A 19657-nucleotide genomic window follows, 5' to 3' on the forward strand; every position below is an offset into this window, starting at 1 on the left:
GTACGCCACCCGTCCGCGCGGTCACTGTTACATATCAGGGGTGGGCACCGTCTCACCGCTCTACGCGCGTAGGAGCTAGAGTGCCCAGATGACGAGCGAGACCCCCAACCTGCCCACACCGGATCAGATCCGCCGCTCCCCGAAGGTGCTCCTGCACGACCACCTCGACGGTGGACTGCGCCCCGGGACCATCATCGAGCTGGCGGACAAGGTCGGCTACGAGAACCTTCCCGAGACCGAGGCCGACAAGCTCGGCACCTGGTTCCGCGAAGCCGCCGACTCCGGCTCCCTCCCGCGCTACCTGGAGACGTTCGCGCACACCTGCGCCGTCATGCAGACGAAGGAGGCCCTCTTCCGGGTGGCCTCCGAGTGTGCCCAGGACCTGGCCGAGGACGGCGTCGTGTACGCCGAGATCCGCTACGCGCCCGAGCAGCACCTGGAAGCCGGCCTGACCCTCGAAGAGGTCGTCGAGGCCGTCAACGAGGGCTTCCGCGAGGGCGAGCGCCGCGCACGGACCAACGGCAACCGGATCCGCGTCGGCGCGCTGCTGACCGCGATGCGGCACGCGGCCCGCGCGCTGGAGATCGCGGAGCTGGCCAACCGCTACCGCGACAACGGCGTCGTCGGCTTCGACATCGCCGGAGCCGAGGCCGGGTTCCCTCCCACCCGCCACCTCGACGCCTTCGAGTACCTCAAGCGCGAGAACAACCACTTCACCATCCACGCGGGCGAGGCCTTCGGTCTGCCGTCGATCTGGCAGGCGCTGCAGTGGTGCGGCGCCGACCGGCTCGGCCACGGCGTGAAGATCATCGATGACATCGAGGTCGCCGCCGACGGTTCCGTGACGCTGGGCCGCCTGGCCTCGTACGTCCGGGACAAGCGGATCCCGCTGGAGATGTGCCCGACCTCGAACCTGCAGACGGGCGCGGCGGTCTCCTATGCCGAGCACCCGATCGGTCTGCTGCGGAAACTGCACTTCAGGCTGACCGTCAATACCGACAACCGGCTGATGAGCGGTACCAGCATGAGCCGCGAGTTCGAGCACCTGGTCGACACCTTCGGCTACTCGCTCGATGACATGCAGTGGTTCACGGTCAATGCGATGAAGTCCGCGTTCATTCCTTTCGATGAACGACTGGCCATGATCAACGACGTGATCAAGCCCGGTTATGCCGAGCTGAAGTCGGAATGGCTGTTCCGTCAGACAGCTTCCACCAGCGGTTCCGTCTCGGCCTAGGCCATGGCGTGACGTACTGAAAGCGCCCGGGAGGGGCAATTCCCGGGCGCTTTCTCGTATTTAATGATGTTTGCGGGAGGGGGTTTGAAGTGACTAGTTTGCGGAGCCGCTCATTTCCCCGTCGCAAGGACGATTCTTCATGAAGCAGTCAGCTGCCAAGACCCTCGGTGTTGCCGCTCTCGGCGCCGCCTTTGCCGCCGTCGCCGCCGGTACCGCCTCGGCCGCCGTCCCCGCCGTCGGACTCACTGACGCGCTGGGTACCGTCACGGGCGCCGTCCAGGGCGCGACCAGCCAGCAGCACGTGGCCGCCGAAGAGGGCCAGCAGGCCTCCGAGGCGAGCGACCCGGCCGCCGTGCTCGGCCCGGTGACCGGCCTGCTCGGCGGTCTGCCGACCAGCGGCCTCGGCGCCTGATCCACTTCGGATCCCCTGCCGGATTCGTACGCGACCCGTACGCGATTCGCACGCACGCCCACGCGGCGCACACCTCTTCGACCAGGTGTGTGCCGCGTCGCGGCATGTGCCAGGATCACCGCCAACTGCCCGCCTACACCCTGGGTATGAGGTTTCGATCATGCGCATGAAGGCACGAACGGCCACGGCCGTGCTGCTCCCCGCCCTGCTGTCCGCGATGGTGGGCTGTGGCAGTACGAACACCCCGGCCTCCGGCAAGGGCCCGGACCCGAAGGGCTCCGCGAGCGCGCCCGGGCAGTCCGCGTCCGCGGGCTCGGCCGGCGCCGGCTCCGCGGGCACCGGCGGAGCCGGTGATGCGGGCGCCGCAGGGGGCGCGACCGCTCCCAAGCGGAGCGGCAGCAGGCTGGAGCGCTCCGCCCTGGAACAGGGCGACCTGACCGGCTACCAGATCTCCGCGAACGGCAAGAACCCGAACGCCCCCGACGGCCAGCCGCAGGCGGACCGCAAGGCCTGCCAGCCCCTCGCCGACATCATGGGTGACAAGCCCGACCCGTCGGCGCGCGAGACCGTCAACCGGGGCATCGGCTCGCAGAAGCAGATGGGCCTGGCCGTCTCCGCCTCCGTCAGCTCCTACGCCGAGTCCGACGCCAAGGCCCTGATCGCCCGGCTGAAGGGCGCCGTGGCCGCCTGCGCCGGGGGCTTCAGCGCCACCGTCGAGAAGCAGAGCGGCTCGTACCGCGACGTGAAGGCGGCCGACTACGAGACGGGCGGCGACGAGAGCGTCAGCTGGACCACGACCGCGGCCGCCGAGGGCGTCACCGCCCAGGTGCACCTGGTCGTCGTACGCCAAGGGGACACCGTCATGCGCCTCATGGCGCTCAACGTCGCGGGCGGCCGCCAGACCCCCCAGGTGCCGCACGAGGTCGCGGACAAGCAGCTCCAGAAGGTCCGCGCCGCGCGCTGAATTCCGGGTCCCGCCGACTACCAGCCGGTGGCGGCGGAAGAGGCGCTCGACTTCTCGTTCGGCAGGAGGACCCACAGCGCCAGGTAAAGGAGGAACTGCGGGCCGGGCAGCAGGCACGAGATGACGAAGATGATCCGCATCGTGTTCGCGGATATTCCGAATCGGCGCGCCAGACCGGCACAGACTCCGCCGATCCATCGTCCGTCACGGGGGCGGGCAAGGGCGCTCATGGTCTCTCCTCGGTCGTTGTGCGGTCCGCGGGACGCTTTCCCGCGATGCCTCAATACTCCCGCTGAACAGAGGAAAGAACGTCGGTCCAAGGGCCGAGCCCGACCCTGGTAATTCTCGGGGTCGGGCCCTGAGAACGCCGCAGCCGGGCCCGCAGGGCCGGGACGACGGCAAGGTGCGCGAGCATCACGCCGAGGGTGTTCAGCAGCACCGAATCCACATCGACCACCTGCCCCGGGACCGCGGTCTGGAGCATCTCGATGCCGACCGAGAACAGCGCGCCCGCAGCGGCCGTCCGGGCCAGCGAGGACCACGTGGCCAGCGGGGACAGCTCCACACGACCGCTGATCAGCGGCAGCAGGAACCCGAGCGGGGCCAGCAGGGCCAGCCCGCCGCCGATCCGGCGCGCGGCCTCCAGGGGCCCGTAGGAGAGGTCGGCCCTGATCCCCTCCAGCGGGGCCAGATTGGCCGCCGCCGCCCAGGGCACGTCCAGCGGGCGCAGCATCAGCCAGCCGACGAGGAGGAGGTGGGCGGCCAGCAGGACCCCGGCGAGAAGCCTGATCCACAGCTGTACGGCAGCGCTGCCGCTGCCCTTGACACGGTTGCCCTTGAGACGGTGCACGCCAGGGGAGACGCGGCTTGGGGTGCTCGCGGTTCCGGGGAAACCGCCGGTCAGCCGGTGGCGAGCAGCACAATCAGGATGAGCGCGCCGATCACGGCGGGCGCGATGATCTCGTACGACCAGGAGACCTTCACGGAGCCCTGGGCGCCGGCCCGCGAGGCGCAGCGCTCCTGCAGTTCCCGCAGCTCTTCGACGGTCCGGTCGGCGGCGGCCCGGCGGACTTCCTCGTCCGGGGTCTTGGCCTGGCCGTTGCCGAGGCCCAGCCGGCCCGTCTGGCGGCGGTTGGCCTTCTTGCGCTCCCGCAGGGAGACCGCGATGGCCCACATCTGGTACGTCGTCCCCTCCGCCAGCACCTCGGCGGAGAAACGGGCCCGCACGGTGTCGACGGCCGCCCACGGCAGCTCGATGACCCGGAACGGGTTGCGCACGCGCAGCCGGTCGTCGTTGGCGAAGACGGCCGGACGGACCGTGAACGCGACGATGACCGGGGCCAGGCACAGGGCGGTGGCGAGGGCGATCCACGGGACGTTCCCGGCGCCCCGCACCACGGCGTCACCGCAGAGCCATGCGAGCAGCGCGAGCAGGACCACCCCGGTGACGGTGGCCATCGGGGAACGGTAGACCCGGTCGTCGTACGCCGGCTCTTCGGTGGGCTGATCGCTGCTCATGCGGCAGATTCTGCCTCAAGCCGTCTCAGCCCACGAGATCGGCATACAGGATGATGTTGTCGGGTCGGTGGCCGTCGGTGATTTCGCCGCCGCAGGTGATCACGCGCAGCTCGGGGCGCGCGGTGTTCCCGTAGACCTTGTCGGTGGGGAACCGCTTCTTGTCGACCTGCTCCAGCTCGCGCACCCGGAAGACGGCGGTGCTGCCGTCCTCGCGGGAGACGGTGACCTCGTCGCCGACGCGGACCTTGGAGACGTCCTTGAGAACGGCCGGGCCGCGGGCGGTGTCGAAGTGGCCGATCAGCACGGCGGGCCCGGTCTCCCCGGGGGTGACGCCCTTGTCGTACCAGCCGATCTTGTCCCCGTCGGCCACGGAGGGCACCTCGACGGTGCCGTCGGAGGCCAGGCCCAGCGTCAGCAGCGGCGAGGCGTCGACCCCGGCCGAGGGGATCCGTACGCGTACGGGCACGGAGGCGGGCTTCGGGACGGCGGAGGCCGCTCCCGGGGAGGCCGGGGCCGCCGGGGCGGAGGTGGGGGTGACGGCGGGCGGCGCGGAGGCCGTGGCCGGGGCGGCCGCCTCCGGGGCGGGTGCGGCGCCGCCGCATCCGGTCAGCGCGGCGGCGAGGAGGGCGGCGGCGATCGGCGACCGGGTGGTGCGGCGGTTCATGGGAGGCTCCGGCGAAACGGGCCGCGGCGGGCCACCGGGGGTGGCCCGCCGGAGGCGAGTCGAGATCTGAACGGGGTGTCTGTCAGCCCTGGGCGCGGCGGCGGCGCAGGAACACGCTCGCGCCGAGCGCGCCGAAGACCGCGATCAGGCCGGCGCCGGCCAGCGCCGTGGTGGTGTTGTCGGTGTCGGCGACCGTCTCGACCGGCAGCTCGGCACCCGCGGCCACCGGGCCCTTGGGGACGACGACGGTCTGCGCGCCCGTCTGCGGCTTCGGCTTGGGAGCCGGCTTCGGGGCCGGCTTCGCGCCCTGCTCGGTGATCTTGTAGTCGAGCTTGCAGCCCTTGGGGAGCGCGGGGAAGGAGGCGGTCTTGGCGGCGTCACCGACCTGGTACTTCCAGCGGAACACCGGCTTGGCACCGCTCGGGTTCTCGATGCGCAGGGTGTCCGGGTTCGAGCCGTTGGGGTGGGTGCGGTCCAGGGTCACCGGGTTGGGCTTCCCTTCCAGGTTGCGCACGTAGGCCTTCGGGCCCTTCGGGGACATCGACAGGTCCGCGGCCATGTACTCGCCGAGCCGCACCGTCTTGACCTCGGAGACGCAGGAGTTCGAGGCCGTGCCCTTGGGCAGCGGGAAGGAGCGGGTGGTGCCGTCCTCCTTGGTGACCGTGAGCACCGGGGCGGCCGTCTGGGCCTTGGTGAGCTTGAGCTGGAGGCCGTTCAGGGTGTCGGTGGGCTCGGCGCGGTTCAGGAGGCCCATCACCCGGACCATGTAGGTGTCTCCGGGCTTCCAGTCGGGGCCGACGTAGCGGATCCAGGCCTCGGGGCCCTCGGCCTTGTTGCGCAGCACCGCGACCAGGCCCTCGCCTATGTAGACGGCCTGACCCGCGTAGCGGTCCGGCACGGTTCCGTACGTCGATGCCACGGCGGTCTGCGCGGCGGGCGCGGCGGGCGCCGCGAAAGCGGCACCGGCGGCGGGTGCCAGCAGGGCGCCGGCGAGCGCGGCGGTGACGATCGAGGTGCGGAGGGCGGTACGCATAACGACTCCTGAAGCGTGGGTGAGGAGAGTGGAGGAGAGTCGCATGCCGCGTTGAGTCTGTTCGGTCTGGTTCACCGGGTCAGGTGTGGCGGGGCTGCTGAGAAAGAATTTACGGATCTTGTACGTGCGAACGATCCGCTTCCTGTCATGGCCGCGTAACAGCAAACGGGGTGTCCGATTCCGAATGAATCGGGGGGAGGGGGTGACAGGCCGCTACGCGCGTAGATATGCTCATGTGGTGACCATGCCCACCACCCTCACCGCATTCGCTGACGTGACGACGTCCGACAGTGCGCTGCGCCGCTTCCTGCACGGGCTGCCCGGCGTCGACGCTGTCGGCCTGGAGGCCCGCGCGGCCTCCCTCGGCACCCGCTCGATCAAGACGACGGCCAAGGCGTACGCCATCGACCTCGCCATCTCGATGATCGACCTGACGACGCTGGAAGGCGCGGATACCCCGGGCAAGGTCCGGGCGCTCTCCGCCAAGGCAGCCAACCCCGATCCGACCGACCGCACCACGCCCATGACGGCCGCCGTCTGCGTGTACCCCGACATGGTGGCCACTGCCAAGGCCGCCCTGAACGGCGCCGACGTCAAGGTCGCCTCCGTCGCCACCGCCTTCCCGGCCGGCCGCGCGGCCCTGCCCGTCAAGCTCGCCGACACGGCCGACGCCGTGGCCGCCGGCGCCGACGAGATCGACATGGTCATCGACCGTGGCGCCTTCCTCGCCGGCCGCTACCTCGACACCTACGAGCTGATCCGCTCCGTCAAGGCGGCCTGCGTCCGCCCCGACGGCAGCGCTGCCCGGCTCAAGGTGATCTTCGAGACCGGTGAGCTGTCCACGTACGACAACATCCGCCGCGCCTCCTGGATCGGCATGATGGCCGGGGCCGACTTCATCAAGACGTCGACCGGCAAGGTCGGGGTCAACGCGACGCCCGCGAACACGCTCCTCATGCTCGAAGCCGTCCGCGACTTCAAGGCGCAGACTGGAATCCAGATCGGCGTGAAGCCGGCCGGCGGCATCCGGACCACCAAGGACGCGATCAAGTTCCTGGTCCTGGTCAACGAGACGGTGGGCGAGGACTGGCTGTCCAACCACTGGTTCCGCTTCGGAGCCTCCAGCCTGCTCAACGACCTGTTGATGCAGCGCCAGAAGCTGAGCACCGGCCGTTACTCCGGTCCCGACTACGTGACGGTGGACTGATCACCATGGCATCCGCATTCGAGTACGCACCCGCCCCCGAGTCCCGCTCGGTCGTCGACATCGCGCCCTCCTACGGGCTGTTCATCGACGGCGAGTTCACCGACGCGGCGGACGGCAAGGTCTTCAAGACCGTCTCCCCGGCCTCCGAAGAGGTCCTCGCCGAGGTCGCGCAGGCCGGCGCCGCCGACGTGGACCGCGCCGTCAAGGCCGCCCGCAAGGCCTTCGAGAAGTGGTCCGCGCTGCCCGGCTCCGAGCGCGCCAAGTACCTCTTCCGCATCGCCCGGATCATCCAGGAGCGCAGCCGCGAGCTGGCCGTCCTGGAGACCCTCGACAACGGCAAGCCGATCCGCGAGACCCGCGACGCGGACCTCCCGCTCGTCGCCGCGCACTTCTTCTACTACGCGGGCTGGGCCGACAAGCTCGACCACGCGGGCTACGGCGCGAACCCGCGACCCCTCGGCGTGGCCGGCCAGGTCATCCCGTGGAACTTCCCGCTGATGATGCTCGCCTGGAAGATCGCCCCGGCGCTCGCCACCGGCAACACGGTCGTGCTCAAGCCGGCCCAGACGACCCCGCTCTCCGCGCTCTTCTTCGCGGACATCTGCCGCCAGGCCGGCCTGCCCAAGGGCGTCGTCAACATCCTCACCGGGTACGGGGACGCGGGCGCGGCCCTCGTCGAGCACCCGGACGTGAACAAGGTCGCCTTCACCGGCTCCACCGCCGTCGGCAAGGCCATCGCGCGCCAGGTCGCCGGCACCTCCAAGAAGCTCACCCTGGAACTGGGCGGCAAGGGCGCCAACATCGTCTTCGACGACGCCCCCATCGACCAGGCCGTCGAGGGCATCGTCAGCGGCATCTTCTTCAACCAGGGCCAGGTCTGCTGCGCGGGCTCGCGCCTCCTGGTCCAGGAGTCGATCCACGACGAGCTGATCGACTCGCTCAAGCGCCGGCTGACCACGCTGCGCCTGGGCGACCCGCTCGACAAGAACACCGACATCGGCGCGATCAACTCCGCCGAGCAGCTCGCCCGGATCACTGCGCTCGCGGACACCGGCGAGGCGGAGGGCGCCGAGCGCTGGTCGGCGCCGTGCGACCTGCCGAACGCCGGCTACTGGTTCGCCCCGACGCTCTTCACGAACGTCTCCCAGTCGCACACCGTCGCCCGCGACGAGATCTTCGGCCCGGTGCTGTCCGTGCTGACGTTCCGTACGCCCGACGAGGCCGTCGCGAAGGCCAACAACAGCCAGTACGGCCTGTCCGCCGGTATCTGGACGGAGAAGGGCAGCCGCATCCTCGCGGTCGCGGGCAAGCTCCGTGCAGGCGTCGTCTGGGCCAACACGTTCAACAAGTTCGACCCGACCTCGCCCTTCGGCGGCTACAAGGAGTCGGGCTTCGGGCGCGAAGGCGGCCGTCACGGCCTGGAGGGCTACCTCGATGTCTGAGTCATCGTCGGCGACGCGCCTGAGCGTCTTCAAGACCTACAAGCTGTACGTCGGGGGCAAGTTCCCCCGCTCCGAGAGCGGCCGGGTGTACGAGGTGAGTGACTCGAAGGGCAAGTGGCTGGCCAACGCCCCGCTGTCCTCCCGCAAGGACGCCCGTGACGCGGTCGTCGCCGCCCGCAAGGCCTTCGGCGGCTGGTCGGGCGCGACCGCGTACAACCGCGGCCAGATCCTCTACCGCGTCGCCGAGATGCTGGAGGGCCGCCGCGAGCAGTTCGTCCGCGAGGTCGGCGAGGCCGAGGGCCTGTCCAAGACCAAGGCCGCGGCCGTCGTGGACGCGGCCATCGACCGTTGGGTCTGGTACGCGGGCTGGACCGACAAGATCGGCCAGATCGTGGGCGGGGCCAACCCGGTCGCGGGCCCGTTCTTCAACCTCTCCACCCCCGAGCCGACCGGTGTGGTCACGGTCGTCGCCCCGCAGGACTCGTCCTTCCTCGGACTGGTCTCGGTGATCGCCCCGGTGATCGCCACGGGCAACACCGCCGTCGTGATCGCTTCGGAGAAGGCCCCGCTGCCCGCGCTCTCCCTCGGCGAGGTCCTGGCCACCTCCGACCTGCCCGGCGGCGTGATCAACATCCTGTCCGGCAAGGCCGCCGAGATGGGCCCGCACCTGGCGTCCCACCAGGACGTCAACGCGATCGACCTGGCGGGCGCCGACGAGGCGCTGGCCAAGGAACTGGAGATCGCGGCCGCGGACAACCTCAAGCGCGTCCTTCGTCCACAGCCTGTGGACGACTGGAGCGCGGACCCGGGTACGGCGCGCATGACGGCGTTCCTGGAGACCAAGACCGTCTGGCACCCGACCGGGTCGCTGGGCGCGGGCGGATCCTCGTACTAGCGGACCCCCTCGAAGGCCGGCCCCGGCAGCGTCCCCCGCGCTGCCGGGGCCTCTTCATGCCCTACGGGCACCGGTGCGGGCTACTTCACCGCACCCGGCAGCAGCGGGCCGAGCAGCGACGATGCCGCGGTGGTGGGCAGCTCGCCGACCGACGGGCCCCGGGTCAGGATGCCCGTGACCATGCCGGTGCCGACCGAGGGGAAGTCCGCGACCTTGGTGGCGACGCCGTTGTCGAGGGGGTCCACGCCGGTGTTCGCGAGCGGGTTCACCTTGAGGTTCGAGACCGGGTTCGCGACCCCGGCCAGCGCCGCCGGAACGTCGAGCTCGCCCGCCTGGGCGCCACCGGCGGCCATCGCGAGGGCCGCACCGGCCATGGAGAGGGTCAGGCCTGCGGTGCGCAGCGCCTTGGGGTGGGGGGCTTTGGGGGCTGCGTGACGTGCCATGGGTTCCCGCCTGTGGGCTCGTACGGTCCGGTAGTCGCGTGCCCACGCAGCGTAGTGGAGGTGTGATCCTGGATACCAACGGGCCTTTGGGTAGGTCCCCTGCCGGAGTTAATAGTTCACACTTGTGTTCCGTGAGCCGTACCTCTCCTTTGCCTACGCGTGTCGTCCTGCTGACCGGACCCTCGGGCTCCGGCAAGTCCTCGTTGGCGGCCCGTTCCGGGCTGCCCGTGCTGCGCCTGGACGACTTCTACAAGGAGGGCGGCGACCCCACCCTCCCGCTGGTCGAGGGCAGCGCCGACATCGACTGGGACTCCCCGCTGTCCTGGGACGCGGAGGCGGCCGTGGCCGCTATCGCCGAGCTGTGCGCCGGCGGGCGGACCGAGGTCCCCGTGTACGACATCGCCACCTCCTCGCGGACCGGTACGGAGGTGCTGGACATCTCCCGGACCCCGCTGTTCATAGCCGAGGGGATCTTCGCGGCGGACGTCGCGGTGCGGTGCCAGGAGCTGGGGCTGCTGGCGGACGCGATCTGCCTGCGCGGGCGGCCCAGCACCACCTTCCGGCGCCGCCTGGCCCGTGACCTGCGCGAGGGCCGTAAATCGGTGCCGATGCTCGTGCGGCGGGGCTGGCGGCTGATGCGGGCCGAGCGGGGCATCGTTGCCCGGCACACCGCGCTGGGGGCTCACGCGTGCGGCCGTGACGAGGCTCTTGGACGGCTTGCCGCCGCCGCGGCCGGGCGGCACCGGGCCGCGGCGGTGGCGTAGCCGGCGCTCGCCCCGGACCCGGTCCTCAAACGCCGGACGGGCTGGACATGCCAAAAGGCGGGACCGCGCGGACCCCCGTCCGCTCGGTCCCGCCCTTTGCCCCCGTGGCCCCCGTCCCACCCCCGCAGGACGGGCCCCCTGGCCCTTTGGTCTGATGGAGGCCGCTGTTACGCGACCAGGTCCTCGAAGGACTCCGACTCGTCGCGGCCGAAGCTCAGCGCCTCGTCCTCGCGCATCCGGCGCAGCGAACGCCAGATGCTCGACTTCACCGTGCCGACGCTGATGCCCAGGATCTCCGCGATCTCCGGGTCCGTGCGGCCCTCGTAGTACCGGAGCACCAGCATCGTGCGCTGCGGCTCCGGGATGCGGGTGAGCGCCTGCCACAGCACGGCACGCAGCTCCGTACCGCCCATGGCGTCCGTGTCCGAGGCCGTCTCCGGCAGCTCTTCCGTCGGGTACTCGTTGAGCTTGCGCCGGCGCCAGGCGCTGATGTGCAGGTTCGTCATCGTGCGGCGCAGGTACCCGCCGACGGCGGCCTTGTCGCTGATGCGGTCCCAGGCGCGGTACGTGGAGAACAGCGCGGTCTGCAGCAGGTCCTCGGCCTCGTAGCGGTCGCCGGTCAGGTGGAAGGCCGTCGCGTAGAGGGCGGCCCGCCGCTCCTGGACGTACGCCGTGAACTCGGCCTCGTTGGAGGAGCCGGGGGCGTCCGTGGAGCCCGCCGTGCGCTGGGCGGGGACGGAGGGGCGCTCGTAGGTCTTCGCGTCGATGGCCACCACGTGCGCCGGCCGCCGGGAAGGGGCCGTCGCCGTACGGATTGCCGTGCGGCGGTTCACATCGTGCAGCCGCGTGACAACCGCGCTGGTGCTGGTGCTGTGCAGCGTGTTCATCTCGCGCCCCCCGTCGTGGAGTCTGTCTGGTCCGTTGCCAAGAAGACTGCCCGCCCGAGATAACCGGGGTGTCCTTCGACTGTCACAGGCCTGTCACAGGGACCCGGGAGGAGCCGTGTCCGGATTGGAGGTGCAGGGCGGTCGAAGTCCCGAGGGGCGATGGGACAGAATGAGCCCGTGCCTTTCCTGTTGCTCATCGAGGACGACGACGCCATCCGCACGGCCCTCGAACTCTCCCTGTCACGCCAGGGCCACCGTGTGGCCACCGCGGCGACGGGCGAGGACGGCCTCAAACTGCTGCGCGAGCAGCGGCCAGACCTGATCGTGCTCGACGTCATGCTGCCCGGAATCGACGGCTTCGAGGTGTGCCGGCGCATCCGCCGCACCGACCAGCTGCCGATCATCCTGCTCACCGCGCGCAACGACGACATCGACGTGGTCGTCGGCCTGGAGTCGGGAGCCGACGACTACGTCGTCAAGCCCGTCCAGGGGCGGGTGCTCGACGCCCGCATCCGGGCCGTGCTGCGCCGCGGTGAGCGCGAGTCCACGGACACCGCCGTCTTCGGCCCGCTGGTCATCGACCGCTCCGCCATGACGGTGACCAAGAACGGCGAGGACCTCCAGCTCACCCCGACCGAGCTGCGGCTGCTCCTCGAGCTCAGCCGCCGTCCCGGCCAGGCGCTCTCCCGCCAGCAGCTGTTGCGGCTGGTGTGGGAGCACGACTACCTCGGTGACTCGCGGCTCGTCGACGCCTGCGTGCAGCGGCTGCGCGCCAAGGTCGAGGAGATCCCCTCGTCGCCCACCCTGATCCGTACCGTGCGGGGCGTCGGCTACCGACTGGATTCCCCGCAGTGATCAGAGCCCTGTTCGCGGGCCGGCGCTGGACGAGCCTGCGGCTGCGGCTCCTCGTCGTGTTCGCACTGGTCGCGCTGACGGCCGCCGTCTCCGCGTCCGGGATCGCGTACTGGCTCAACCGCGAGGCCGTCCTGACCCGGACCCAGGACGCCGCCCTCGGCGACTTCCGGCAGGAGATGCAGAACCGGGCCGCGGCGCTGCCCGCCGACCCGACGCAGGAGGAGCTGCAGCACACCGCCGAGATGATGGCGGGCAGCAGCCCCGGCTACAGCGTGCTGCTCGTGGACGAGAAGGACGGCCGCAAGGTGGCCGGTACCGCCGGTCCCGACGCCTTCTCGCTGGCCGACGTGCCGAGGTCGCTCCAGCACGCCGTCGACGACCGGCAGAAGACCACCTCGGCCAACGACGCCGAGTACCACGTGTACTGGCAGCGGACGAAGCCGAACGGGAACCCGTACCTGGTCGGCGGCACCCGGATCGTGGGCGGCGGCCCGACCGGCTACATGTACAAGTCCCTCGCCCAGGAGCGCGACGACCTCAACGCCCTGGCCTGGTCGCTGACCATCGCCACCGGTCTCGCGCTGCTCGGGTCCGCGCTGCTCGCGCAGGCCGCGGCCCGTACGGTCCTCAAGCCCGTGCAACGGCTCGGCGACGCGGCGCGCCGGCTCGGCGAGGGGGAGCTGGACCACCGGCTGGAGGTGTCCGGGACGGACGAACTCGCCGACCTGGCCCACACCTTCAACAAGACGGCGGAGGCGCTGGAGAAGAAGGTCGCCGACATGAGCGCGCGGGAGGAGTCCAGCCGGCGGTTCGTCGCGGACATGTCCCACGAACTGCGCACGCCGCTGACGGCGTTGACGGCGGTCGCCGAGGTGCTGGAGGACGAGGTCGACGACCTCGATCCGATGATCGCACCGGCGGTGGGTCTGGTCGTGAGCGAGACCAGGCGGCTGAACGACCTCGTGGAGAACCTCATGGAGGTCACCCGCTTCGACGCGGGTACGGCGCGGCTGGTCCTGGACGACGTGGACGTCGCCGACCAGGTGACGGCGTGCATCGACACGCGGGCGTGGCTCGACGCGGTCGAACTCGATGCCGAGCGCGGCATCGTGGTGCGCCTCGACCCGCGACGGCTCGACGTGATCCTGGCCAACCTCATCGGCAACGCGCTCAAGCACGGCGGATCGCCGGTACGGGTCTCCATCCGGGTGGAGGGCGACTGGCTGGTCATTGCCGTACGGGACAACGGGCCGGGCATCCCCGAGGCCGTACTGCCGCACGTCTTCGACCGGTTCTACAAGGCGAGCGCGTCGCGGCCGAAGTCGGACGGCAGCGGGCTCGGCCTGTCCATCGCGATGGAGAACGCGCACATCCACGGCGGCGACATCACCGCGGAGAACGGGGCGGAGGGCGGTGCGCTGTTCACGCTGCGGCTGCCGGTGGACGTGGGGAAGGTGATCGCCGGTGACGACGACGAGGCGTAGGGCGGCGGAGCGCGGGACGGGGCGTGGCGCGGGGCGTGGCGCTGCGCTCGGCGCGATGCTCGGTACGACGGCTGTCGTGGTGTCCCTGGGCCTGTTGTCCCTGGGCGCCCTGACCGGGTGCGGGATCCGCGCGACCACCGTGCCGGTGGACGTGGGTCCGGCGCCCTCACGGGTCTCCTGCAAGGCCCCGGCGGGAACGTCGGCGGGAACCGGCGGGGTACAGGGCATCCGGGCCACGGTGGAACTGGTCTGCGGGGCGCAGCTGGTGGGCGTCCAGCGGGTGGTGCCGGTGCCGGAGAAGCGGCCTGCGCGGGACGTGGCGGTGCTCGTCACCCAGGCCCTGCTGGAGGTGCTCCAGCGGGAGCCGTCCGCGGAGGAGCGGGAGGCCGGCTTCACGACCGAGGTGCCGGCCCTGCTGGCGGCCTCGGCGCCGCGGCCGGGCGATCCGGAGGGCACGGTACGGCTGAGCCGCAAGCCCGAGGACCTGCCTCCGGTGGCGCTGTCGCAGCTGGTGTGCACGCTCGCGGAGAGCGACGCGGTGTCGGCGGGGCCGGGCCCGGTGGTCCTGGGCGGTCCCGACGCGGATCCGCCGAGGGCCTGGGAGTGCACGGACGCCGTCCGCTCCCGCCCGGAGGCGGTCCCGACGCTGGGCGACGTGGTGCGGCCGTCGGCGAGCCCGGCGCCCGCTCCGTCGCCTTCCTGACGCGCCGCTCGCACGTCCCGGCCCTGGCGGGCCTTCCCGGCTTCGCGCCGCTGCGCCGGCCTCCGGTCGGCGGGTCGGCGGGGCTCGGGTGCTGACGGCGCGGGGCCGCACGGGAGATGCCCCGCGGGGCGGCCGGATACGGCGTCGGCCCCCCGAGCCGGAGCTCAGGGGGCCGGGGCACTGCCTGCCGGGTCGACGGACGGAGTCCGGCGCAGCGGGCCGAAGCCTGCGGCAGTGCGAGGTGCGCGTCGAGAAGGTCAGATCCCGGCCGCCGCCGCGAGGTCCTTCTTGATCGCGTCGAGGACTTCCTGGCCGCGGGCGCGGGCCGGGAGCAGGTCGGAGGCCTCCGCCACCGGGACCACGACCTCCAGGTAGCACTTCAGCTTGGGCTCCGTGCCGGACGGGCGGACGATCACCCGGGCCTTGTAGTCGCCCTCCAGGTAGTAGCGCAGCCCGTCCGTGGGCGGGAGCGTCGCCGTGCCCTCGTTCAGGTCCTCCGCCGAGGTGACCCGCAGGCCCGCCAGCGAGACCGGGGGCTCCGCGCGCAGCGCCGCCATCGCCGAGGCGATGACCGACAGGTCCTCCACGCGGACCGACAGCTGGTCGGTGGCGTGCAGACCGTGCTCCATCGCCAGGTCGTCCAGCAGGTCGGTCAGGGTGCGGCCCTGTTCCTTGAGCTCCGAGGCCAGCTCCGCGACGAGCAGGGCGGCCGTGACGCCGTCCTTGTCGCGGACGCCCTCGGGGTCCACGCAGTAGCCGAGCGCCTCTTCGTACCCGTAGCGCAGGCCCTCGACGCGGGAGATCCACTTGAAGCCCGTGAGGGTCTCCTCGTAGCCCACGCCCGCGGCCTCCGCGATCCGCCCGAGCAGGGAGGAGGAGACGATCGACTCGGCGAAGACGCCGGTGGCGCCCTTGTGCACCAGGTGGGCGGCGAGCAGCGCGCCGACCTCGTCGCCGCGCAGCATCCGCCAGCCGGAGCCGGAGGCGGAGGCCGCGTCCGGGACGGCCACCGCGCAGCGGTCGGCGTCCGGGTCGTTGGCGATGACGATGTCCGGGTTCACCCGGGCGGCCGTGGCGAAGGACAGGTCCATCGCGCCCGGCTCCTCCGGGTTGGGGAAGGCCACCGTCGGGAAGGCCGGGTCGGGCTCGGCCTGCTCGGCGACGAGGACCGGGGCCGGGAAGCCGGCGCGGGCGAAGGCGGCCAGGACCACGTCCTTGCCGACGCCGTGCATGGCCGTGTAGACGGTCCGCACGCCGCGCGGGGATCCGGGGGTCAGGACGGCGTCCGTGCGCGCCAGGTAGGCCTCCAGGACCTCGTCGCCGAGGTCCTGCCAGCCGTCCTCGGCCCGCGGTACGTCGGCCAGCGCGGCGATCGCGTCGATCTGCGCGGCGATCTCGGCGTCCGCCGGGGAGACGATCTGCGAACCGTCGCCGAGGTAGACCTTGTAGCCGTTGTCCCGGGGCGGGTTGTGGCTCGCGGTCACCTCGACGCCGGCGACGGCGCCCAGGTGCCTTATGGCGTACGCGAGGACCGGCGTCGGCAGCGGCCGGGGCAGGACGGCGGCGCGCAGTCCGGCACCGATCATCACCGAGGCGGTGTCGCGGGCGAAGTCGGCCGACTTGTAGCGGGCGTCGTAGCCGACGACGACCAGGCCGCCGTCGTGGCCCTGGGCCTTGAGGTAGGCCGCGAGGCCCGCCGCGGCCCGGATCACCACGTTGCGGTTCATCCGCATCGGGCCCGCGCCCAGCTCGCCGCGGAGTCCGGCGGTGCCGAACTGCAGCATGCCGGAGAAGCGGTCCGCGAGCTCGGTCGTGTCACCGGCCTCGATGAGCTTCGCGAGCTCGTCGGCCGTCTCCGGGTCCGGGTCCTCGGCCAGCCAGGCCCGGGCCCGCGCGATCAGATCGTCCTGCACGTCCTGCACTACTTCCGCCTTACCTCTCGTACGGTCGGTCGTCCGGTGGTCCGGTGGTCCGGTCGTTCGGTGCGCCGCTCAGATCCGGGCGAGGACCTGGGTCAGCAGCTTGCCCATGCGCGCGGCCGAGTCGCGGCCGGCCTGGAGCACCTCTTCGTGGTTCAGCGGCTCGCCGGAGAGGCCCGCCGCCAGGTTGGTGACCAGGGAGATGCCGAGCACCTCGGCGCCGGCCTCACGGGCGGCGATGGCCTCCAGCACGGTGGACATGCCGACCAGGTCGGCGCCCATGACGCGGATCATGTTGATCTCGGCCGGGGTCTCGTAGTGCGGGCCGGGGAACTGCACGTAGACGCCCTCTTCGAGGGTCTCGTCGATCTCCTTGCACATCGCGCGCAGGCGCGGCGAGTACAGGTCGGTCAGGTCCACGAAGTTCGCGCCGACGATCGGCGAGGTGGCCGTGAGGTTGAGGTGGTCGCTGATCAGGACCGGCTGGCCGGGCTTCATGCCCTCGCGCAGGCCACCGCAGCCGTTGGTCAGGACGATGGTCTTGCAGCCGGCGGCGACGGCCGTGCGCACGCCGTGGGCGACGGCGGCGACGCCGCGGCCCTCGTAGTAGTGGGTCCGGCCGAGGAAGAGCAGGGCGCGCTTCTCGCCGATCTTGTACGAGCGGATCTTGCCGCCGTGGCCCTCGACGGCGGGGGGCGGGAAGCCGGGCAGCTCGGTGACCGGGAACTCGGCCTCGGGCGCGCCGAGCGCCTCTGCGGCGGGGGCCCAGCCGGAGCCCATCACGAGGGCGACATCGTGGGTCTCGGCGCCGGTCAGCTCGCGCAGGCGGGCGGCGGCGGCGTCGGCGGCGGCGAAGGGGTCGGTAACAGATGCGTTCACGCGGAAGAGCGTAGCCGCTCTTCGCCTACGCGCGTAGATGGCACAGCTCACGGTCTTCGGATCGTTGCCTTGTCGTTTCCGACCAATTGTCCCGGGCGGGATGCGTGGGCGCCGTGCGGCGCCGTTGCCGGGGCTCCGCCCCGGACCCCGCGCCTCAAACGCAGGCGGGGCTGAAAATGCTCAGCAGGGTCGCTTGCGCAGTTCCATCACGTAGTCGTGCGGGGCGCCCGCGGATTCGGCCGCGTCGGCCAGTTCGCCCAGGTAGCGGGCCGAGGGGAGGCCGCCCTCGTAGCCGTTGAGGACGTACACCCAGGCCGCTTCCTCGCCGTCCAGCGTGTGCACGCGCACCCGCATGCGGCGGTAGATGTCGAGCCCTACGCCCTCCCACCGGTCCATGGAGTCCTCGTCGAGCGGGGCCACGTCGTACAGCGCGACGAAGACCTGGTGGCGCGGCGCTTCGACGATCGTCGCCAGCGCGCCCTCCCAGCCCATCTGCTCGCCGCCGAAGGTCAGCCGCCAGTCGTTGATCCAGCCCGTGCCGCGCAGCGGCGAATGCGGAGCGCGGCGCGTCATCAGCCGCGGGTCGAGGTTGCCGGCGTACGCGGCGTAGAGCGACATGTGGTCGAGGGTACGGGAGGGGCGGCCCCGACCGTGCTCCCGGCCGCGTACGGGCCCGGCGTCCCGGATGGTGGGACCGGGCGTGAAGCACCTTGATGCGTGCGGGACAATGACGTACGGAATGCATCCCCCGGGGAGACCCCCCGGAAGCCCCGGCCGGGGCGGCAGCCGGCCGGGTAGACGTGAGGCGGAGTTTTCGTGACCCGGATCGTGATCATCGGCGGCGGACCCGGCGGGTATGAGGCGGCCCTCGTGGGGGCCCAGCTCGGCGCGGAGGTGACCGTCGTGGACTGCGACGGTCTGGGTGGCGCTTCGGTGCTCACCGACTGCGTGCCCTCCAAGACTCTCATCGCGACCGCCGAGGTCATGACGACCTTCGACTCGTCGTACGAGGAACTCGGCATCGTCGTCGCGGACGACACCCCGCACATCGAGCAGGCCGCGCGCGTCGTCGGCGTGGACCTCGGCAAGGTGAACCGGCGCGTCAAGCGCCTGGCGCTCGCCCAGTCCCACGACATCACCGCGTCCGTCACCCGGTCCGGCGCCCGGGTCGTACGGGGCCGGGCCAAGCTCGGCGGCCCGCAGGGCATCGACGGCACGCGGGACGTCATCGTCACCGCGGCCGACGGATCCGAGACGATCCTCACCGCCGACGCCGTGCTCATCGCGACCGGCGGACACCCCCGCGAGATCCCCGACGCGATGCCCGACGGCGAGCGGATCCTGAACTGGACCCAGGTCTACGACCTCGAAGAGCTCCCCGAGGAGCTCATCGTGGTCGGCTCCGGTGTGACCGGCGCCGAGTTCGCCGGCGCGTACCAGGCCCTCGGCTCCCGGGTGACCCTCGTGTCCTCCCGTGACCGGGTGCTGCCCGGCGAGGACCCGGACGCCGCCGCCGTGCTGGAGGACGTCTTCCGGCGCCGCGGCATGAACGTCATCGGCCGCTCCCGCGCCGAGTCCGCCAAGCGGGTGGGCGACCGGGTCGAGGTGACCCTCTCCGACGGCCGCGTCATCACCGGCACGCACTGCCTGATGGCCGTCGGCGCCATCCCGAACACGAGCAACATGAACCTGGAGGAGTCCGGGGTCAAGCTCAAGGAGTCCGGGCACATCTGGACCGACAAGGTCTCCCGCACCTCCTCGCCCGGCGTGTACGCGGCCGGCGACGTGACCGGGATCTTCGCGCTGGCCTCGGTGGCCGCCATGCAGGGTCGCATCGCGATGTACCACTTCCTCGGTGACGCGGTGGCCCCGCTGAACCTGAAGACGGTCTCCTCGAACGTCTTCACCGACCCCGAGATCGCCACCGTCGGCTACACCCAGGCCGACGTGGACTCCGGCAAGATCGACGCCCGGGTCGTGAAGCTCCCGCTGCTGCGCAACCCGCGCGCCAAGATGCAGGGCATCCGGGACGGCTTCGTGAAGCTGTTCTGCCGGCCCGGCACCGGGATCGTCGTGGGCGGCGTGGTCGTCTCCCCGCGCGCGAGCGAACTCATCCACCCGATCTCGATCGCCGTCGACAACAACCTGACGGTCGAGCAGATCGCAAACGCGTTCACCGTGTACCCCTCCCTGTCCGGTTCGATCGCCGAGGTGGCCCGCCAGCTGCACACGCGAAAGGCCTCCGGCGAGGCGTAAGTACCGATAACGGCCCTTGTGCGCAAGGGCTTTGGTGTGGCCCGTCGGCCCGTCGCGGAGCAAGTGCGCGGCGGGCCGACCCCGTATACCACTAA

21 protein-coding genes are annotated in these 19657 nt (G+C 71.5%); 11 read left to right on the forward strand and 10 right to left on the reverse strand.

Features of this window, described 5'->3' with window-relative positions; all coding sequences use genetic code 11:
• Positions 1-88 precede the first annotated feature (88 nt).
• The 3 genes from ACFWBW_RS21250 (at position 89) to ACFWBW_RS21260 (ending at position 2613) form a co-directional block, all read left to right on the forward strand.
• Positions 89-1237 (forward strand): adenosine deaminase, encoded by a 1149-nt coding sequence (locus ACFWBW_RS21250; protein WP_385374649.1) that lies wholly within the window; start codon positions 89-91, stop codon positions 1235-1237.
• 139 nt (positions 1238-1376) lie between these two features.
• Complete coding sequence (locus ACFWBW_RS21255) at positions 1377-1649, forward strand: hypothetical protein (protein WP_385374651.1); 273 nt, start codon at positions 1377-1379, stop codon at positions 1647-1649.
• Between the two features lie 166 nt (positions 1650-1815).
• Positions 1816-2613, forward strand: a complete 798-nt coding sequence (locus tag ACFWBW_RS21260; RefSeq protein ID WP_385374653.1) for a hypothetical protein — start codon at positions 1816-1818, stop codon at positions 2611-2613.
• Positions 2614-2630: 17 nt separating this feature from the next.
• Here the strand turns inward: ACFWBW_RS21260 and ACFWBW_RS21265 are convergent, their stop codons facing one another.
• The 5 genes from ACFWBW_RS21265 to ACFWBW_RS21285 all read right to left on the reverse strand — a co-directional run bounded on the left by ACFWBW_RS21265 (position 2631) and on the right by ACFWBW_RS21285 (position 5828).
• Positions 2631-2843 (reverse strand): PspC domain-containing protein, encoded by a 213-nt coding sequence (locus ACFWBW_RS21265; RefSeq protein WP_385374655.1) that lies wholly within the window; start codon positions 2841-2843, stop codon positions 2631-2633.
• A 50-nt stretch (positions 2844-2893) separates the two neighbouring features.
• Positions 2894-3409, reverse strand: a complete 516-nt coding sequence (locus ACFWBW_RS21270; RefSeq protein ID WP_385374711.1) for a VanZ family protein — start codon at positions 3407-3409, stop codon at positions 2894-2896.
• 104 nt (positions 3410-3513) lie between these two features.
• A complete protein-coding gene (locus tag ACFWBW_RS21275) occupies positions 3514-4131 on the reverse strand; it encodes a PH domain-containing protein (RefSeq protein ID WP_385374657.1) in 618 nt (205 codons plus the stop codon).
• A gap of 25 nt (positions 4132-4156) precedes the next feature.
• A complete protein-coding gene (locus ACFWBW_RS21280; protein WP_385374659.1) occupies positions 4157-4795 on the reverse strand; it encodes a class F sortase in 639 nt (212 codons plus the stop codon).
• A gap of 82 nt (positions 4796-4877) precedes the next feature.
• Entirely contained in the window at positions 4878-5828 is a 951-nt protein-coding gene (locus ACFWBW_RS21285; RefSeq protein WP_385374661.1) for a hypothetical protein, read from the reverse strand.
• A gap of 244 nt (positions 5829-6072) precedes the next feature.
• On the opposite strand from ACFWBW_RS21285, the gene deoC reads away from it, so the two are divergent.
• The 3 genes from deoC to ACFWBW_RS21300 are packed head-to-tail and all read left to right on the forward strand — an operon-like array spanning position 6073 to position 9372.
• On the forward strand, positions 6073-7035 hold the full coding sequence (gene deoC / locus ACFWBW_RS21290; protein ID WP_327309291.1) for a deoxyribose-phosphate aldolase: 963 nt from the start codon (positions 6073-6075) through the stop codon (positions 7033-7035).
• Positions 7036-7040: 5 nt separating this feature from the next.
• The gene (locus ACFWBW_RS21295; RefSeq protein ID WP_385374663.1) at positions 7041-8477 is read left to right on the forward strand and encodes an aldehyde dehydrogenase family protein; all 1437 of its coding nucleotides are present in this window, start codon (positions 7041-7043) and stop codon (positions 8475-8477) included.
• The gene (locus ACFWBW_RS21300; RefSeq protein WP_385374665.1) at positions 8470-9372 is read left to right on the forward strand and encodes an aldehyde dehydrogenase family protein; all 903 of its coding nucleotides are present in this window, start codon (positions 8470-8472) and stop codon (positions 9370-9372) included. The genes ACFWBW_RS21295 and ACFWBW_RS21300 overlap by 8 nt, the downstream gene beginning before the upstream one ends.
• A gap of 80 nt (positions 9373-9452) precedes the next feature.
• On the opposite strand, the gene ACFWBW_RS21305 is transcribed toward ACFWBW_RS21300, so the two are convergent.
• Positions 9453-9815, reverse strand: coding sequence for a hypothetical protein (locus ACFWBW_RS21305; protein WP_385374667.1), 363 nt, complete (start codon positions 9813-9815; stop codon positions 9453-9455).
• 65 nt (positions 9816-9880) lie between these two features.
• Here ACFWBW_RS21305 and ACFWBW_RS21310 point away from each other — a divergent pair, with 65 nt between their 5' ends.
• Complete coding sequence (locus tag ACFWBW_RS21310; RefSeq protein WP_385374714.1) at positions 9881-10579, forward strand: uridine kinase; 699 nt, start codon at positions 9881-9883, stop codon at positions 10577-10579.
• A gap of 167 nt (positions 10580-10746) precedes the next feature.
• Here the strand turns inward: ACFWBW_RS21310 and ACFWBW_RS21315 are convergent, their stop codons facing one another.
• Positions 10747-11466, reverse strand: a complete 720-nt coding sequence (locus tag ACFWBW_RS21315) for a SigE family RNA polymerase sigma factor (protein WP_385374669.1) — start codon at positions 11464-11466, stop codon at positions 10747-10749.
• 177 nt (positions 11467-11643) lie between these two features.
• Between ACFWBW_RS21315 and afsQ1 the strand changes: the two genes are divergently transcribed.
• The 3 genes from afsQ1 to ACFWBW_RS21330 are packed head-to-tail and all read left to right on the forward strand — an operon-like array spanning position 11644 to position 14508.
• Positions 11644-12321, forward strand: coding sequence for a two-component system response regulator AfsQ1 (gene afsQ1, locus ACFWBW_RS21320; RefSeq protein WP_385374671.1), 678 nt, complete (start codon positions 11644-11646; stop codon positions 12319-12321).
• Positions 12318-13805 (forward strand): ATP-binding protein, encoded by a 1488-nt coding sequence (locus tag ACFWBW_RS21325; protein ID WP_385374673.1) that lies wholly within the window; start codon positions 12318-12320, stop codon positions 13803-13805. Before afsQ1 ends, ACFWBW_RS21325 begins: the two co-directional genes overlap by 4 nt.
• A gap of 55 nt (positions 13806-13860) precedes the next feature.
• Positions 13861-14508: a hypothetical protein gene (locus ACFWBW_RS21330; protein ID WP_385374675.1), complete on the forward strand. Its 648-nt coding sequence runs from the start codon at positions 13861-13863 to the stop codon at positions 14506-14508.
• A gap of 257 nt (positions 14509-14765) precedes the next feature.
• Here the strand turns inward: ACFWBW_RS21330 and ACFWBW_RS21335 are convergent, their stop codons facing one another.
• From ACFWBW_RS21335 to ACFWBW_RS21345, 3 genes are all read right to left on the reverse strand, one after another.
• Positions 14766-16421, reverse strand: a complete 1656-nt coding sequence (locus tag ACFWBW_RS21335; protein ID WP_385374716.1) for a phospho-sugar mutase — start codon at positions 16419-16421, stop codon at positions 14766-14768.
• 78 nt (positions 16422-16499) lie between these two features.
• Positions 16500-17306, reverse strand: a complete 807-nt coding sequence (locus ACFWBW_RS21340; RefSeq protein WP_266905195.1) for a purine-nucleoside phosphorylase — start codon at positions 17304-17306, stop codon at positions 16500-16502.
• Positions 17307-17486: 180 nt separating this feature from the next.
• The gene (locus tag ACFWBW_RS21345; RefSeq protein ID WP_112449900.1) at positions 17487-17924 is read right to left on the reverse strand and encodes a gamma-glutamylcyclotransferase; all 438 of its coding nucleotides are present in this window, start codon (positions 17922-17924) and stop codon (positions 17487-17489) included.
• A 198-nt stretch (positions 17925-18122) separates the two neighbouring features.
• On the opposite strand from ACFWBW_RS21345, the gene ACFWBW_RS21350 reads away from it, so the two are divergent.
• Entirely contained in the window at positions 18123-19562 is a 1440-nt protein-coding gene (locus tag ACFWBW_RS21350) for an NAD(P)H-quinone dehydrogenase (RefSeq protein WP_385374677.1), read from the forward strand.
• Positions 19563-19657 lie beyond the last annotated feature (95 nt).

Origin of the sequence: Streptomyces sp. NPDC059957, from assembly GCF_042730015.1 — a bacterium.
GTDB lineage: Bacteria > Actinomycetota > Actinomycetes > Streptomycetales > Streptomycetaceae > Streptomyces.